At 38.5% G+C, this 15,902-nt stretch carries 16 protein-coding genes and 1 pseudogene; 11 read left to right on the top strand and 6 right to left on the bottom strand.

Annotation, left to right across the window (positions count from 1 at the left end; translation table 11 throughout):
- Positions 1-1,458 (bottom strand): competence protein CoiA family protein, encoded by a 1,458-nt coding sequence (locus tag NST65_RS02685; RefSeq protein ID WP_181566873.1) that lies wholly within the window; start codon positions 1,456-1,458, stop codon positions 1-3.
- 808 nt (positions 1,459-2,266) lie between these two features.
- Here NST65_RS02685 and NST65_RS02690 point away from each other — a divergent pair.
- The gene (locus tag NST65_RS02690) at positions 2,267-2,773 is read left to right on the top strand and encodes a GrpB family protein (RefSeq protein WP_111927697.1); all 507 of its coding nucleotides are present in this window, start codon (positions 2,267-2,269) and stop codon (positions 2,771-2,773) included.
- Between the two features lie 312 nt (positions 2,774-3,085).
- Complete coding sequence (locus NST65_RS02695) at positions 3,086-3,289, top strand: cold-shock protein (RefSeq protein ID WP_003214229.1); 204 nt, start codon at positions 3,086-3,088, stop codon at positions 3,287-3,289.
- A 277-nt stretch (positions 3,290-3,566) separates the two neighbouring features.
- Here the strand turns inward: NST65_RS02695 and NST65_RS02700 are convergent, their stop codons facing one another.
- Together NST65_RS02700 and NST65_RS02705 are read right to left on the bottom strand one after the other, a co-directional pair.
- Complete coding sequence (locus NST65_RS02700; protein WP_111927696.1) at positions 3,567-4,028, bottom strand: CarD family transcriptional regulator; 462 nt, start codon at positions 4,026-4,028, stop codon at positions 3,567-3,569.
- Positions 4,029-4,355: 327 nt separating this feature from the next.
- Positions 4,356-5,405 carry an NAD(P)-dependent alcohol dehydrogenase gene (locus NST65_RS02705; RefSeq protein WP_111927695.1) on the bottom strand — a complete coding sequence of 350 codons (1,050 nt, stop codon included), beginning with the start codon at positions 5,403-5,405 and terminating at the stop codon, positions 4,356-4,358.
- A gap of 218 nt (positions 5,406-5,623) precedes the next feature.
- Between NST65_RS02705 and NST65_RS02710 the strand changes: the two genes are divergently transcribed.
- Entirely contained in the window at positions 5,624-6,025 is a 402-nt protein-coding gene (locus tag NST65_RS02710; RefSeq protein ID WP_008346757.1) for a MerR family transcriptional regulator, read from the top strand.
- A gap of 43 nt (positions 6,026-6,068) precedes the next feature.
- On the opposite strand, the gene NST65_RS02715 is transcribed toward NST65_RS02710, so the two are convergent.
- Positions 6,069-6,797, bottom strand: coding sequence for a glycoside hydrolase family 16 protein (locus NST65_RS02715; protein ID WP_342489297.1), 729 nt, complete (start codon positions 6,795-6,797; stop codon positions 6,069-6,071).
- Positions 6,798-7,068: 271 nt separating this feature from the next.
- Between NST65_RS02715 and NST65_RS02720 the strand changes: the two genes are divergently transcribed.
- From NST65_RS02720 to NST65_RS02750, 7 genes and pseudogenes are all read left to right on the top strand, one after another.
- On the top strand, positions 7,069-7,641 hold the full coding sequence (locus NST65_RS02720; protein WP_342489377.1) for a TetR/AcrR family transcriptional regulator: 573 nt from the start codon (positions 7,069-7,071) through the stop codon (positions 7,639-7,641).
- Between the two features lie 79 nt (positions 7,642-7,720).
- A complete protein-coding gene (locus NST65_RS02725; protein ID WP_065215272.1) occupies positions 7,721-9,160 on the top strand; it encodes a DHA2 family efflux MFS transporter permease subunit in 1,440 nt (479 codons plus the stop codon).
- A 193-nt stretch (positions 9,161-9,353) separates the two neighbouring features.
- Positions 9,354-10,247, top strand: coding sequence for an alpha/beta hydrolase (locus tag NST65_RS02730; RefSeq protein ID WP_342489298.1), 894 nt, complete (start codon positions 9,354-9,356; stop codon positions 10,245-10,247).
- 101 nt (positions 10,248-10,348) lie between these two features.
- Positions 10,349-10,477: pseudogene (locus tag NST65_RS02735) on the top strand (MmcQ/YjbR family DNA-binding protein); the annotation flags it as partial.
- A gap of 166 nt (positions 10,478-10,643) precedes the next feature.
- A complete protein-coding gene (locus tag NST65_RS02740) occupies positions 10,644-11,405 on the top strand; it encodes an SDR family NAD(P)-dependent oxidoreductase (protein ID WP_342489299.1) in 762 nt (253 codons plus the stop codon).
- A gap of 86 nt (positions 11,406-11,491) precedes the next feature.
- Positions 11,492-11,641 carry a hypothetical protein gene (locus tag NST65_RS02745; RefSeq protein ID WP_157840126.1) on the top strand — a complete coding sequence of 50 codons (150 nt, stop codon included), beginning with the start codon at positions 11,492-11,494 and terminating at the stop codon, positions 11,639-11,641.
- Positions 11,642-12,283: 642 nt separating this feature from the next.
- A complete protein-coding gene (locus tag NST65_RS02750) occupies positions 12,284-13,432 on the top strand; it encodes a type II asparaginase (RefSeq protein WP_111927690.1) in 1,149 nt (382 codons plus the stop codon).
- Between the two features lie 18 nt (positions 13,433-13,450).
- On the opposite strand, the gene NST65_RS02755 is transcribed toward NST65_RS02750, so the two are convergent.
- The gene (locus NST65_RS02755) at positions 13,451-14,362 is read right to left on the bottom strand and encodes an alpha/beta hydrolase (protein ID WP_342489300.1); all 912 of its coding nucleotides are present in this window, start codon (positions 14,360-14,362) and stop codon (positions 13,451-13,453) included.
- Positions 14,363-14,418: 56 nt separating this feature from the next.
- Positions 14,419-14,871 carry a MarR family winged helix-turn-helix transcriptional regulator gene (locus NST65_RS02760; RefSeq protein ID WP_268480586.1) on the bottom strand — a complete coding sequence of 151 codons (453 nt, stop codon included), beginning with the start codon at positions 14,869-14,871 and terminating at the stop codon, positions 14,419-14,421.
- A 419-nt stretch (positions 14,872-15,290) separates the two neighbouring features.
- Between NST65_RS02760 and NST65_RS02765 the strand changes: the two genes are divergently transcribed.
- On the top strand, positions 15,291-15,896 hold the full coding sequence (locus NST65_RS02765) for a TetR/AcrR family transcriptional regulator (RefSeq protein WP_342489301.1): 606 nt from the start codon (positions 15,291-15,293) through the stop codon (positions 15,894-15,896).
- Positions 15,897-15,902: the final 6 nt, after the last annotated feature.

The raw sequence follows: 15,902 nt of genomic DNA on the forward strand, positions 1-15,902 counted from the left end.
CTACTCCTCTTGTATAGATTCCAATAGACTTTTAAAAGGGTCATGATTAATAATGCTATCATTGATTTGTTTCATATAATCGTCAATTTCATCTTTATTTTTAACATGATGATATTGAATGGCATAATCAATAGCTGAGGGATTGCGTATTGAACTAGAAACTTTTAATTTAAAGTTTATATTGTCTAAATCTTTATTCACAAATTTAGGATGTTTTGATGCTAGCTTTTCTAGGGTTTCTTTATAAGTTTCATATACGTAGATAACTTGCTCGATTTTTTCTTGATATATAAGCCTTAAAAATTCTTCAAGTGATTGTTCAGCTTGATTAGCAAGAAAAGACATATCATATAAATCTTTAAATCGGTATACTATTTTTGAGAGTAACCTTTTTACTAACTCTTCGCTCTTTTCGAAATTCTCATATTCTTGGAGGTTCATGAGGAATTTTTCGAATTTTATTTTATGAAATTCATAAAATTCTTCGTCACTCATCTGCTTTATATCCTCAATGAATTCTTCTCTGTTTCCTCTAATAAACTCCCAAATCTTATTTAATGTTTCTTTTTCATATAATGTCTCTAAATATTCTTTCTTCTTACGAGCTTGACTTTGGAGCTCTTCATTAAATTTTTTTTCTTCTGCATCTCTAAGCTTTACAAGTATCCAGCTAAGTTTTTCCTCCATTAGTTTTTCAATTTTGTCAAACGTTAATACACCATATTTAAATTCTTCGTTGATTCTTACACGAACTGAATCAATATGACTGGAATGCTCCATGGGGCTATGATAAGTATATTCTGTACTAACTCTTTTCCTATTATATATACCTGTATCCCATGTTTTACTAAAGTTAAAGTCTATTGTTAACTCTGCACTTTTGGTATCCAAAAAATAACAGAGTCCTGTTTTAGTGAAAATCTCTTTTTCTAAGTTGCTTCTTTTCCGACAATCAGTAAAACCTTCTGCTCTGGAAAATTTCATAAAGGTAGCTTTATCAAGTATCCAAAAATCCTGAATACCTTCAGATTCATAAGATAAATGTCGTTTCTCCCAGTCTCGGACAGATAATTGACTATGTTGAAATTCAAATGCCCATTGAATGTTATCCAGGCTTTCGTCGCCATTATGTTTTACAAGGATATCTGCAATTTGTTTTGTTTCAGGAATATAAACTTCAAATTGTACTTCTGCATCAGGAAATTGCTTTGTTAACCAGTTAAACAGTATTTCTTTTCCTAAGATATGTGATACTGTTTCAGGCTCATAATTTGAAACTACACAATCTGAATTATGGTGAGCAAAGTGAGCTCTTATTGATCTTCCTTTTTTGTATATTACTGAATTACGACAGTGTGGGCATAAAATGCTTTTATTCTTTGATAATTTTCGTGCGATTTGTTCTTCAACAGTTAGTGAATTTAATGCTTCACCAGTAGTAGTGATACATCTTAACAAATAGATCACCTCAATGAAAAATTGGAAAAAACTATTTTTTACAACCGAATTATAGCATTTTTCAAGTGATATTAGGAAAAAAAGCTTGTGTTATTTCAAGTAACCATACTCCTATGACCGTAAAAAACCGCAAAAGTGTAGATATAATATCCTTTTTGTAATTCGTCTTTGAAAAATAAAGGGTGTTCCGACACAATAAAATTTATTTGAATATTTACATCATTAATATAAGAATAGGGGATTTCTTGCGTGGTATTTTTCTTAGATAAAATAAAATTCCGTTCAGGAAAATGATCCTTGTCGTTTGAAGTGAGAAGAGGCATTGAAGGAACTAAAAGCCTGAAAAGTTTATTTATTAGTTGAATATATTTTTTTAGATTGGTTAATAAGGTAGGTGGAATATAACAGGGGGTATGCTATGAATTTAGAAGAAGCATTAAAAAATAGGAGTACCCAAGAGAGATCTATAATTTAAACAGAGACTATTTTATTTGAGGAGCTATTGAAGAGGATGAAAATTCGGATTTTGTTAGGATATTTCAAGATCAAGAATTATAACAAGTTTTTTAAACTAGGTAATAGGTGATATACATGAGTATCTCTCTTATTTAAAGAAAAACGGCTTTGCCTCTCAGATGGGATTTACTCTAAACAATGTATTAAAAAGGAGATTATAAAAGAGTCCAATCATACTAATAACGTTTAAAAGGTTATATTGCTAAATCCTACACAACTATTAGTAAGGTATTCTCTATCAATGTGACGTATAATTCCAATAAACAACAAAATCATAAAGTGGGGTGATAAAATGCTTGGATTACCAAGAGGGGAAGTTTTTTTAGTACCTTGGTCTATTGAATGGGTCAAAGAATTTGAAAGTGAAAAGAAACAAATAATAGAAGTTATCGGAAAGTACATAGTGAATGTACACCATATTGGAAGTACAGCAGTAAATGGTTTGAGTGCGAAACCTATTATTGATATTGCGATTGAAATCAATCATTTTCTTGACGGAGAACAGTGCGTAACAGCTTTGCAAGGGATTGGTTATTCATATAGAGGCATCAATGTGTTACCTGAAAGACACTATTTCAGCAAAGGAGAACCACGTACACATCAAATTCATATGTATCAAACGGGCAATAGATATCTACTCGAACAAATAAATTTTAGGGATTACCTTAGAAGTAACGAACTAGCAAGAAGTGAGTACCAACAGCTTAAACTTAACCTATCAAATGAAAATAAAAATGACAAACACAAATATGCAGAGGAAAAAACAAATTTTGTTAAGTCGATTTTAGAGAGAATTTAGATGAAGACTCCCTTTTGGAGCTGAAAAAACTAATTTTATGCACAAGGGGACGCGCTACAAAGGAGGGTTTCTTCTTTTTAACCAAAATCATTCCATCATTAAGCTCCTCCTGCCTAATTAGTGTCACGATATTTCATGTGTGGTGTTCTTTTAAATCCTAAATTGCAATTATTTCCGATTCATGCTACAATAAGAATAATTATTTTTGTTCGGCGTAAAGGATAGCATGAAGAAAGACTTTTCGTCTTGAGGATACTTTGGGCAAGGATAGTATAATACATTGTGTGGTATACGCACGAGGAGGCAACAAACATGGAACAAGGTACAGTAAAATGGTTTAACGCAGAAAAAGGTTTTGGATTTATCGAACGTGAAGAAGGCGACGATGTATTCGTACATTTCTCAGCTATCCAAGGTGACGGATTCAAATCTTTAGACGAAGGTCAAAAAGTAACATTTGACGTAGAGCAAGGTTCTCGTGGAGCTCAAGCTGCTAACGTTCAAAAAACTGCTTAATCTTCATCCTTTTAAAACAGGTTCTCTGTAGAGAGCCTGTTTTTTTATGCTTTCACGCATTTTTTCAATAAAAAACCCTACTCAGCGTACAAGTAGGGAGGTGTTACAAGGTAATCGTAAAAAAATTCATGCTTCAAAGGTTTATCAACAGTATAGCATATTGGATTTACAATATGCGGAATTTGCCTAAATAAATTCTTTTTTTCTTTAATAAATTGAAGGATGGACATGTTCGTAGAGAACTTGTATTCAAAAATGGTGAGTGTGGAAGAGGTTCTTAACAGAAACTTTTGATTTGTTTTTCTGTAATTCCTTTGATGACTTCTAATTCACTTAGCAAAAATTCATGGGCATCATCCAGCATTTTCTTTTCACTTGCATTGAGTGCTTTCTCTTTCTTCATACGCATCAGATCACGCACAACTTCAGCACCGTCTTGGATGTTACCCGTTTTTATTTTGTTTGTGTTAATTGTATGCCGTTCTTTCCATGTCAGTAATTGATCTGATTTGCCATGCTGGAAAATGTGCATTACATTCTTTAAAGTCAGTATATCTGTAACAGGTCTAATACGTGAACCTGACATTTTCCGTGTTGGAATCATTACTTTCATATGACTGATTGACATTTTAATCACATAATACTGTTGTTTTTCATCAGAGAATTCTTTTTCTTCTATGGCTTCAATTATACCTGCTCCGTGCATTGGATAAACAATGTTATCACCAATTTGAAACATATCATCCACCTCCATATAATGTATCTACTTTAAGGGTACCACACTTATGGGTAAAATAATCAAATTTTCAATAATAACATGTTTATTTATTTGTTGTCAATAAATTTTGTTCTAAAAAAGGGAGGTTATTTTGTGGGAATTTTGGATGTGATTTTTTTCATTTGAACATATCCTCCTCGCTATAAGAAAAACAGGATATCCACAATTACAGCTCGGGAGCCAGCCTTTATATCCGTATCCAGTCATTCAAACGTAAAAAGCTGTTTATGAGGAAATCATGTTAAAAAAAGACCAGCCATTGAGCTAGTCTTTCAAAATGGAATCCGATCATAACGTCGAAATATCAATCACAAACCGGTAACGCACATCACTTTTCAGCACCCGTTCATACGCTTCATCAACTTGATTCGCATTGATCACTTCAATTTGTGGTGCAATGTTATGAGCAGCTGCGAAATCGAGCATTTCTTGTGTTTCTTGGATGCCGCCAACGAGTGAACCAGCAATGCTGCGGCGGCCGGAAATTAATGAAAAGACGTGGAATTGATCCGGCTTAGGCGGTGCACCGACGTTCACCAAGGTTCCATCTACACGGAGTAAGGACAAATAGGCATCCACATTAATGTTGGCAGAGACCGTATTGAGAATAAGGTCGTACTGACCGGCTAGTGTCTGAAACGTATCAGGATCACTTGTAGCAAAGTAGTCTTTTGCGCCAAATGACAGCGCCTCTTCTTTTTTATTCAAAGAGCGGCTCAATACCGTCACATCAGCGCCTAGAGCACTCGCGAATTGAATAGCAACATGGCCGAGCCCGCCCATTCCGACGATAGCAACCTTTTTGCCAGGGCCTGCCTTCCAGTGCTTTAATGGTGAATAAGTTGTAATGCCAGCACAGAGAAGAGGACTTGCGGCATCAAGGGGCAGTTGATCAGGAATGCTGACGACAAATCGTTCAGTCACGACAATTTTTTGACTGTAGCCGCCATAAGTCGGCTCCCCGTCATAGTCACGGCTGTTATACGTTTGGACGACCCCTTTTGTGCAATACTGCTCGTCTCCATTTTGACAATACTCACAGGTGCCGCAGGAATCCACAAAGCAGCCAACGCCTACACGGTCTCCGATCTGAAACTTCGTCACATCATCCCCTACAGCTGCAACGACCCCAGTAATCTCATGACCTGGAACCATCGGGAAAATGCCGCCGCCCCATTCATCAAAAGCGCTGTGGATATCTGAATGACAGATCCCGCTAAATTGAATATCAATTAAAATATCATGTGGACGAAGCGCTCTTCGTTCAATGGTCGTCCGTTCAAAGTTTGCTTTGGCGTGTGAAACACTTAAAACATTTGATTGGTGCGTCTGACACATTCTTGATCATCCTTTCAAATATAAGATTCGATTCTTTCCTCTATACTGTACTTCTTAAAGTGAACTATAAGTCAACAGAAAACCTTCTGTGATAACGAATTCAGGCTTTTACAACATTCCTGAATCAAGAATTGAGCCAAAAGCATCTTGCTTTCTTTTTCAAAATGGAGATGATGAGGAAAGGGAGATCGGAAGGTAAGAGAAAGAAGGAGGGCACAATGAAAATAGCACAAGCAGCAAAACAGCTCGATTTATCTACTGCGACACTTAGATATTACGAAAATATTGGTTTGATTAGGGAAATCAAACGTGACGATCATGGGATTCGTGATTATACGGAGGATGATCTTCAATGGATCGAATTTATCAAGTGTATGAGAAATGCAGGGCTCTCGATTGATGCGCTTAGAGAATATACAGCCTTATTTTTTGAGGATGATGATCATACGTTATCTTCGCGAAAAAACATTTTGGTCAATGAACGAGAAAGACTCGTCCAAAAACAAAAGGAAATCGAAGAGACCATTAAACGATTGGATTTCAAAATAGAAAGTTATGAAGATATTATCCACAATCATGAGAAAAAACTCGCTCATCAGCTGAAAACTCATTCTAATTAAACGAAGAAAAACCTGTGAAAAATCACAGGTTTTTTTGATAGAGTTATCTTTTTGTGTAACGCACCCAGTTATAATGTGCGTGGAGCGGGGTAACACCGTTGTAGGAGCCGAGCCATTCATCGACACCTGCACCATTCCACAGGTTCATCATAATTTTCCCTGGTGTTTGAGGCATTTGAGTGGTGGCGGTATGTTTTAATTGTCCATCGACATACCATTTGATAGAGTTTGGCTGCCAGTCAAATGCATACGTGTGATAAGAGTTCGCTGCATCGAAACCAAGGTTGACGATCTTTTCATGATTCCCTACACCATTGGTATAGTAGTTAAACTGTACCTTTGTCGTATCTTTTCCTAGAAATTCAATGTCAATCTCATCCCAAGGCGTGCCATCAGTCGGTCCCGTATAAGTGAAGAAAGAAGAGACGATCCCCACATTTTTGGCTGGCTTCATGTTGACTTCATATAGCCCATAGCCGTACGTTTGAACGGAGCGGTTTTCTCCGCAGTCAAACTTGTTATAGGCGGGACTTGTGAGCGATAAACGCATTTCACCTGATGAGGTCATCGACACGTTATTTGCACGCCACGTACAGTTAAACATGTTTCCATTCGAGTATCCATCGGCTTTTTGCCATAACCCCGTATTATAGTTGTTAAAAGGTTCATAAAACGATCCACCCGTTTGTGCCGAGGCACCCGCAGTAAATGTGGACAAACTCAAGACTAATCCAGTGACAAGCAGCATCAACATTCGTTTCATACGGTACATATTCGCATTCTCCTCTCCTTTTACGGAAGCGCTTTCTTTATTGATCATACATGATTCTTTCAAAAGGGAAAATCGGTCTAAATAATGATAAACAGCGTGTATTATTTAATAGAATTGAAAGAAGAATCATAAGTAAAAAATAATGATTGACATTGCGGACAGTTGTCCGTAAGATAATATCGGGACAATTGTCCTAAGAAAAACCTAAAGTGTTTTGATTTAACACATAGAGATAAGTGACATGTGGATGAAGGTAAAGAAGGTGAGCATGGTGGAAAAGGATATTGGGGAGGAAATTGAAGAGATCGCATTCTCCTTGTTTCAAGAATTTGGTGTAGAAAATGTCAGCATGCATAAAATTGCGAAAACAGCTGGTGTTGGGCAGGGTACTCTTTACCGCCGCTACGCCAATAAAAGTGATTTGTGCCTTTCTATCCTTGGGGAGAGATTTGAACAGCTGATCCCAGCTTTGCATCTTTACTTGAGCAAAATAAGTGATCAGCCGGTCCGTGAACGTTTGCGCTATGTTATCGAAGAAATTCATCTCATCGTCGGTCACCATCTAGACTGGATTCGGATACTTACAATATCTGGGAATTTAGAGCAGACAAGTAAAGTGTATGATAGTCATTACAGTCAATCACTTAGACAAATCATTCGTGATTTGCTTGAGGAAGCGAGAGAAAAGGGAGAAGCGAACATACAGGATATAGAACTGACAACGTTATGTATGTCCTCTCCAATGACGCCTGAGCTCATGTTTTATATACATGAATCCGGCTATTCAATCGAAAGAATCGCTCAATTTGCTGCAGAAAAACAGATTTTATCCGTCTTTCAATAGACATGAAAGTGGCTCATTTCTGACCACCCTGACTTCCTAAGGTTCATCTAAATTGAAAAAGAAAAGGAGCCAACTTAATATGAACAAACAGAAAGCAGCAGCTTCTGACATTCGAACGCTGCCCATAATTATTTCTTTTATCACGGCTGGATTTATTGGCCTGTTCAGTGAAACGGCATTAAACATGGCGCTGAGAAGTTTAACGTTAGACTTTGGAATTGAAGCGACGACTGCTCAGTGGCTGACAACAGGATATTTATTAACACTTGGTATTCTCGTACCGATTTCAGGACTCATTCTTCAATGGTTTACGACAAGACAGCTTTTCATTACATCGCTCGTCTTTTCAATCATCGGAACATTTATTGCGGCGGTTGCGCCGGTCTTTAGTATTTTAATGGTAGCACGTGTCGTGCAGGCAGTCGGTACAGCATTGCTTCTGCCATTGATGTTTAATACGATTTTGGTCATCATCCCGCCTCATAAACGAGGCAGATCGATGGGGATTATTGGTCTTGTGATCATGTTTGCACCAGCAGTCGGTCCAACCGTCTCCGGTCTTATTCTGAAATCGCTGACGTGGCATTGGATTTTCTGGATTTCACTTCCTTTATTAATGGCTGCACTCGTATTTGGTTATATCTTTATGCAAAATATTACAGAACCAACAAGACCGAAAATCGACATCTTATCAATTGTGCTTTCAACCATTGGTTTCGGCGGAATTGTGTATGGCTTTAGCAGTGCCGGTGAAGGCGGCGGCTGGAGCAGTATGCATGTGATCGTGGCAATTGTAGTAGGTGTCATTGGGATTCTTGTGTTCTCTTTAAGACAGTTGAACATGAAAGAACCAATGCTGAACTTAAGCCCGTTTAAATATCCGATGTTTGTCATTGGGTTGCTTCTAATTTTAGTGTGTATGATGGTGATGCTGTCTGCTATGATGATTTTGCCATTGTATCTGCAAACATCCTTGGCGCTTTCTACATTTACAGCAGGTTTAATGCTGTTGCCAGGTGGAATTATCAACGGACTCCTATCTCCAATCATGGGTGGTCTATTTGATAAGTTTGGTCCAAAATGGCTTGTCATTCCAGGTCTTGTCATTGTCGCAGCGACGATGTTTGGCTTTACGAATCTAAGTGTGAATACGTCGATTGGATTCATTGTCACCCTTCATATTACATTAATGATCGGAATCGCGATGATCATGATGCCTGCTCAAACAAATGGATTGAATCAGCTGCCGCCAGAGCTATATCCGCATGGTACAGCGATTATGAATACATTGCAGCAAGTGTCAGGAGCCATTGGTACAGCGGTCGGTATCTCGATCCTTTCTTCAGGCGCCCGCAGCTTTATGGAAAATGTGTCTGATCCCGCAAATCCGGTGAATCAGCTGCTCGCCTTTACAAATGGCGTCCAGCATGCATTTATCTTTGCAGTAATAATGACCATCGTTGGTTTAATTATTGCTTTCTTCATTAAACGAGTGAAGGTAGAACAGCAAGTATCATAAGAGAAATCAAAAGCACTGAGGACATAGCGCCGCAGTGCTTTTTTATTTGCTCAATGCTTGTTTCAAAGAGAGGGAAAAAGGGGAGATAGGTAAAAAGTGAACCAATATAAGTTGCTGTTGATTCGGTAGGAGGAAAAGAGGAAAAGGAAACGAATGAGTAACTAAGAAATGAATAAGATAGGAGTCTGAGATCATGAACTTAGAAGAACAAATCAAAATCGCTGCTTCATTACGCCAGCCATCTGAAGGTTCATTAGCGAGTCAATCGGAACTAAAGCCAGTAAATCCTCCTGAAGTGAACAAAATGGAATATGACATTCCAACAAGTGCTGGCGAAACAAAGGTGTGGGTATTTAAGCCAGTGAACACACAAAAACAGCTGCTTCCTGTTTTTGTGAATTTACATGGCGGCGGATTTATCATGGGCAGTGCTGAAATGGATAATCCCTGGTGTCCAGTCATTGCAGACCGGGCGCAATGTATCGTCGTCAATGTCGAGTATCAGCTTGCACCCGAGCACCCTTTCCCAGCCGCTCTTCATGAATGCTACGATGTACTGAAGTGGCTGTATGAACATCCTGAGGAGCTTCAAATCGATCGGAATGCATTAGCCATTGGCGGACATAGCGCAGGAGGAAATTTGGCAACGGCTGCTTGTCTATTGAATATTCAAAGAGGAAATACACTCCCAATTGCCTATCAAGTGCTTGATTATCCGCCGCTTGATCTAGCCACTGATCCAGCACAAAAGCCAGCGTTTGAAGAAGCGATCCCAGTTGAATTGGCGAGGCTCTTTAATGCCTTCTATCTGCAAGGCCAAGATCCGCACAATCCGCTCGTTTCTCCGGTTTTTGCAGATCGTTCATCCTTAGCACAAATGCCTCCAGCTCTCGTCATCACAGCAGAGAGGGATTCGCTGGCTGAAGAAGCCGAACAATATGCTGCCAAGTTAAAAGAAGCTGGGGTAGACGTCACGTACAAACAATTTAAAGGCGTTCCACACGGCTTCACGCACGCCGGAGATTTAGCCATAGCTGAAGAAGCTTGGCATCTGATGAGTGATCAATTGAAGAAGGCGTTTGAATAAGAAAAGTAGAGTGATTCAAAAGCACAGGAGACAATGGGCCTGTGCTTTTATTACTGTTTCTGAAAAAAAAGTGAATGTAAAAAGGGTCAGATATCTTTCCTCAAGGAATTATCCCTGGCTACTATATGAATAAGACTCATTGGAATTCCATTTACCTTGATGCAGACATTCCATCCTCATTTGTAGAGGAGTTAATCGAACATTCCTACCAATTGGTTTTTCAAAAATGAACAAAAAAATCTCAACATGATATCCTCCAAAATGATTCAAAAGGAAATGACTGAGGAGCTGTCCTAAGTTAGACATGCTGCCCTTTGACTCTCTTCAAAATTGACTTGAGCGAAACGCTGTCGTTATAATTTAACCAGTTAGAAGACGCGAATAGGGGGATATAAAATGAGTTATACAGTCATTACAGGAGCAAGCTCAGGTATTGGATATGAGGCGGCTCTCGCCTTTGCAGCACGAGGGAAAAATCTTATATTAGCTGCACGCCGGCTCGATAAACTCCAAGAATTGAAGGAGAAGATTCATGATCAATATCCCGATATCAAAGTAGTCATACAGTCAGTCGATTTAACAAACATAGAGCAAGTGTATTCATTTTATGAATCATTGTCAGATTATGAGCTGGATACGTTCATTAATAATGCAGGGTTTGGTCACTTTGGCTCTATAGGAGAACAAGATTTAAGTAAAATAGGGGATATGCTTCATCTGAATATCGAAGCATTAACGATTCTATCCACCTTATTTGTTCGTGATTATGAGCAAGTAGAGGGAGCGCAGCTCATTAACATTTCTTCACGAGCCGGCTATACAGTCGTCGGCAATGCCGTCACCTATTCGGCCACGAAGTTTTACGTGAGTGCCTTTACAGAAGGACTGGCACTAGAGTTGAAAGAAAAGGGAGCTAAGTTACAGGCAAAAATATTAGCACCTTCCGCGACAGAATCAGAATTTGCAAAGCGTTCATTGGATGTAGACGAATTTGAATATGAAGGCAATTTCAAGAAATATCATACATCAAAAGAAATGGCAGCTTGTCTGCTTGAGCTTTATGACAGTGAAAAAACAGTCGGTATTGTGGACGGAAAGACATTCGAATTTGAATTGAAAGATCCGATCTTTTCACATGCTGGTACAAGTATGAAATAACGATTCCCATCACTGAGGTAGATTTCCTCAGTGATTTTTTTATGGCATGATTGGCTGTGTGGTCAAGCATAGGAGAAATGTAACAAGTGAAGGCGATTAAGCATTACAAAATTGCCCTTTGTCACTTTACAGAAAAGGATTTTGTACGTCCTAGGAAGATCGCTCAAAATGGATACCGATTATTTGATGAGAAAAATGCTTTAAAGAAACTAATGAAAAAAACACCTTCGCGTTAGGTGTTTTTTTCATGCATTCTTTGATAAAACAAAGAATCACAAGTCCAGTAGATAAGACTGCTCATGATGATGATGGGTAAAGACGCTTGACTCCCAATTCCATCAATGAAAAAGAGCATGACAACCATTGCAATCAGTAAATACGCAGCTAAATAAAGAGGATGGAAAGCCTTTGGCTGCAAAGAAAACAATAACTGCAAAGGAACCGCAAAGACGAAATAAAAAACAAAAAAGATAGGAATATAAAATATCAGAAACGTAGGCTCAGCTTGAATAGGTGGAAATAAGCAGACAAACAAGCCGAGTAAAATAGAGCTGATGAATAGAGTGATTAGGATTTTGTAAAAGGGTTGAAGCGAATGCAAAATGTATACTCCTTTTTTGTAAAATTTACTATATTTTATCATAAATTCATTAACAAGCATCAGTTATTTTTAAAATACGCCACCTTCAATACTCAACTTAATTACAGCAAATTTAGGTAATAAGAATTGAATAAATCATTAATATAATGCCCTTTTTACCTTTATTTGGTTCTGTATCTTTAGCCTCATGCCGATGAATGAAGGTATGGTATAAAGTAAAGCCTATAGAAAGAGATTTAGCCATGAAATCCATCAAATGAGGAAAAGAGATGATCCAATGAACATGACAAAATGGTTAGGTGCTGTCCTTCTTTCTGTTTTATTACTGGTGACAGCAGCCTGTGCGAACACGGGAACTCAAGAAAATACTCAAAGCGAAAAAGAAAACGCATCCAATGAAACAAAAGAGAAAAACAAGGTCGTTGAAACAGGGAATAAGTCCTTATCAAATATTAAGGTATTAGCTACAGGCGGGACGATTGCTGGCAGTTCAGACAGTGATACAGATACGACGGGCTATAAATCTGGTTCACTCGGCATTGATAAAGTCATTGCTTCCGTTCCACAGCTGAAGGATATTGCAAATGTCACGGGTGAGCAGGTTGCGAATGTCGGCAGTGAAAATGTTGATAACGCTCTTCTTTTAAAATTAGCCAAGCGAGTGAATGAACTATTAAAAGATGATCAAGTAGATGGCATTGTCATCACGCATGGAACAGATACACTTGAAGAAACAGCTTACTTTTTACATCTGGTTGTTAAAAGTGATAAGCCTGTGGTGGTCGTTGGCTCAATGAGACCAGCATCGGCAATCAGTGCGGATGGTCCGCTTAACTTGTATCATGCGGTGAAAATTGCATCAGCCAAAGAAGCAAAGGGCAAAGGGGTCATGGTCACATTAAATGACCGAATTGCATCAGCTCGATTTGTTACGAAAACAAACACGACCACAACCGATGCCTTCAAGTCACTTGAGCAAGGGTACATCGGAGAAGTTACTGGTGAAGTGGTGTCCTTTTATAACGAACCGACAAGAAAACATACGACTGAAAGTGAATTTGATGTATCAAAGATAAAAGAATTGCCGCAAGTTGATATTTTATACGGCTATCAAAATGATCAAAAATATATGTATGATGCCGCAGTAAAAGCAGGTGCGAAAGGGATTGTCGTGGCTGCAGCAGGAAATGGAACGATGTCTACAGAAGCCATCAAAGGGGCAACAGATGCAGTGAAAAAAGATGTGGTTCTTGTGAGATCAAGCCGTACGGGGAATGGAATTGTCACCCGCGAAAAAACGGATGATGAACATCACTTTGTGTCCTCTGATTCATTAAACCCGCAAAAAGCACGTATTCTGCTGATGCTGGCACTGACGAAGACAAAAGATCCAGTTAAAGTGCAAAGGTATTATGAACAGTATTAATGAAGAAAAAGACCCAAGTCATATTGGGTCTTTTTTTATGCATTGTTTCTGATGTTCAGCACGTTCCTTTAAAGAGAGTAAAATATCTCGCCAAATATCGTCTACATCAGTAAGAAAGTGCCCCGCTTGATCTATAAAATGGGTTTTGACGTTTGGAATCGCCTGAGCTATTTTTTCTATTTCTACAAATGGAGCCATTGTATCTTCTTTTCCGTGCCAGACATCAACAGGGATTTGAATATCTTTCATATCGAATGCCCATGGTTTTGAGAGTAAAATGGGTTCACGAATACATTCATCCACTGATTGACGAGTCGCTTCGTATAAATGTGTCATCATCATCTCTAACTGCTCATCGGTTTGAAGGAATTGCCGATCCCACGGATGTAAATGCTTGTTCCCGTTTTTGGCCAGCTTCTTAAATTTCTCTGGTTTGTTCTCAATCATTTTTTTCTGGGAACGATAGCTTGCTTTCAATAGCCAAGGAAACTTCTTACTAAGGAAAAAGGCTAATTTATTTTCTTTTAGCATGCTTTTTGGCGGTTTTCCGCCTTGAAAAGGGGTTGTGCTTGAGATCAGAGCGGCTGAAAGGACGCGATGCGGCAATTGATAGGCACAACCAGCTGCGAATGCGCCGCCTCCAGATACACCCATCACTGAAAAATGTTGAATGCCAAGATTATCTGCCACTTCCAGCACGTCTTTTGTCCAGTCTAAAATTGTGCGGTCAGGTAGAGGGGTGGATAAACCGAATCCAGGTCGATCCAAACAGATGAGACGAATGCCGAGCTTTTGAGAGATTGGATCATCATCTAAAAACATCACTCTTGATCCAGGTGTTCCATGAAAAAAGAAAATTGGAAACCCCTCAAGATCACCGTATTGAGTCAAACCAATGTACCGGCCATCTTGTAAATGAATGCTTTGCATATTTTCATCCCCTTAATAGTTTAGATAACTTAAATATCAGTGAGAGAAACACCGTATTAAGGCGCTTCTTTTGCAATCTGATAGATTTTTTCGTATAGAGATAGTAATGTTTTTAAATCTTCTTTTGGAAGCTTTGCATAATATTTTTGAATAAGGTGCAATTGAATGTCTTCCGTATTCTTGTGGTAGTCATGGCCCTTTTGAGCAAAATCAACAATGATTTCTCTTCGGTTATGTGGATTAATTTCTCGTTTGACATAGCCGAGCTGCTCAAGCTTTGATACAAGCTGGCTAGCTGCGCTGGCAGAAATCGAAAAGTAATCAGCTAATTCATTGATTGTTCTCGTTTTCGTGCGCAGCAGCTCAAGCGTCAGCTCTTGTTTGGCTGATAAATTTGCATACTCATGTTTTAAAAATCGTTGATACTCTTCTACATAAATTGAGCCTAGAGCATTCGAGTATTCAATGATCTTTTTACCGTAATGAATGATTTCCTCATCCAATGACATCACCTCTCTTCTATTATAGGCAATCTTTATATTTAAGTGAAGTTAAATATAAAGAAGAATTAAATGAATGACGAATATATTTGAAAGGAGATCACCGGTATATCCACTTTTTCATCAAAAAGGGACATAGTATACTTCCCATGACCCCTGCACATTCATAAAATGTGGTTGGTTTGAATTTGAACACGTAGTACGCCAAAGCAGCCATGAAAAGGTCGCAGAAGAAAAATACATATAAGTCCTTTTTGGTGATAGCGCAAATGACTGTTCTGTTTGTTTTCACATGAATCACTCCTTATGAAGTCGATGACTTTTTCATTGTATTATAAGGAAAAACCATTTATAATTAAAAATAAACCAACTGGTCGGTTTTATTTAGTCTGCATGAAGAAATGCAGGGTAGAAAGGGATTGTGACACATGAAAAGTACACAAAGCGGGGCTGGAAAGAGTGAGAAGACGAAGCAAAAAATCGTCACCGCTTCTCGTGATTTATTTGCGAAAAAAGGTTATTCAGAAACATCCGTGCGTGATATTTTAGAGGCTGCTGAGGTGAGTAAAGGCAATCTCTATCATCATTTCAAAGGAAAAGAGTTTTTGTTTCTTCATATTATGGAAGAGGATCATCGTTTGATGATGGAAACGTGGCAAGAGGAGAAGAAAACACTGAACCGAGCTATCGACAAGCTTGCCGGGTTTGCAGAACTGCTCAGTCAAATGGGGATTAACTACCCATTAATGAGAGCGAGTGAGGAATTTTGTGCCAGTGCCTTTACATCAGACGAAGTCATGGAACGGCTGAACAAGATTGATGTCGATTTTGATGATGTGATGAGAGATATCTTACTTGAAGGAAACAAAGATGGCAGCTGGTCAATCCAGCATGTGGAGTCAAAAGTGAAAATATTACTTTCCGTTTTTTATGGATTAGACGTGTTATATAAAAATGACACCATCGAGCAGAAGAAAGAGTTACAAAAAGAGGCGATCTCATTGTTTATTCACGGAATCAACCATCATGAGTAACAAGTG

It is taken from the genome of Bacillus sp. FSL P4-0248, assembly GCF_038593305.1.
Taxonomy (GTDB): domain Bacteria; phylum Bacillota; class Bacilli; order Bacillales; family Bacillaceae; genus Bacillus; species Bacillus safensis.

Coding starts and splice junctions, on each gene's coding strand:
- NST65_RS02690 (WP_111927697.1), top strand. CDS start 2,267: ATGCTTGGATTACCAAGAGGGGAAGTTTTTTTAGTACCTTGGTCTATT.
- NST65_RS02695 (WP_003214229.1), top strand. CDS start 3,086: ATGGAACAAGGTACAGTAAAATGGTTTAACGCAGAAAAAGGTTTTGGA.
- NST65_RS02700 (WP_111927696.1), bottom strand. CDS start 4,028: ATGTTTCAAATTGGTGATAACATTGTTTATCCAATGCACGGAGCAGGT.
- NST65_RS02705 (WP_111927695.1), bottom strand. CDS start 5,405: ATGTGTCAGACGCACCAATCAAATGTTTTAAGTGTTTCACACGCCAAA.
- NST65_RS02710 (WP_008346757.1), top strand. CDS start 5,624: ATGAAAATAGCACAAGCAGCAAAACAGCTCGATTTATCTACTGCGACA.
- NST65_RS02715 (WP_342489297.1), bottom strand. CDS start 6,797: ATGTACCGTATGAAACGAATGTTGATGCTGCTTGTCACTGGATTAGTC.
- NST65_RS02725 (WP_065215272.1), top strand. CDS start 7,721: ATGAACAAACAGAAAGCAGCAGCTTCTGACATTCGAACGCTGCCCATA.
- NST65_RS02730 (WP_342489298.1), top strand. CDS start 9,354: ATGAACTTAGAAGAACAAATCAAAATCGCTGCTTCATTACGCCAGCCA.
- NST65_RS02740 (WP_342489299.1), top strand. CDS start 10,644: ATGAGTTATACAGTCATTACAGGAGCAAGCTCAGGTATTGGATATGAG.
- NST65_RS02750 (WP_111927690.1), top strand. CDS start 12,284: ATGAACATGACAAAATGGTTAGGTGCTGTCCTTCTTTCTGTTTTATTA.
- NST65_RS02755 (WP_342489300.1), bottom strand. CDS start 14,362: ATGCAAAGCATTCATTTACAAGATGGCCGGTACATTGGTTTGACTCAA.
- NST65_RS02760 (WP_268480586.1), bottom strand. CDS start 14,871: ATGTCATTGGATGAGGAAATCATTCATTACGGTAAAAAGATCATTGAA.
- NST65_RS02765 (WP_342489301.1), top strand. CDS start 15,291: ATGAAAAGTACACAAAGCGGGGCTGGAAAGAGTGAGAAGACGAAGCAA.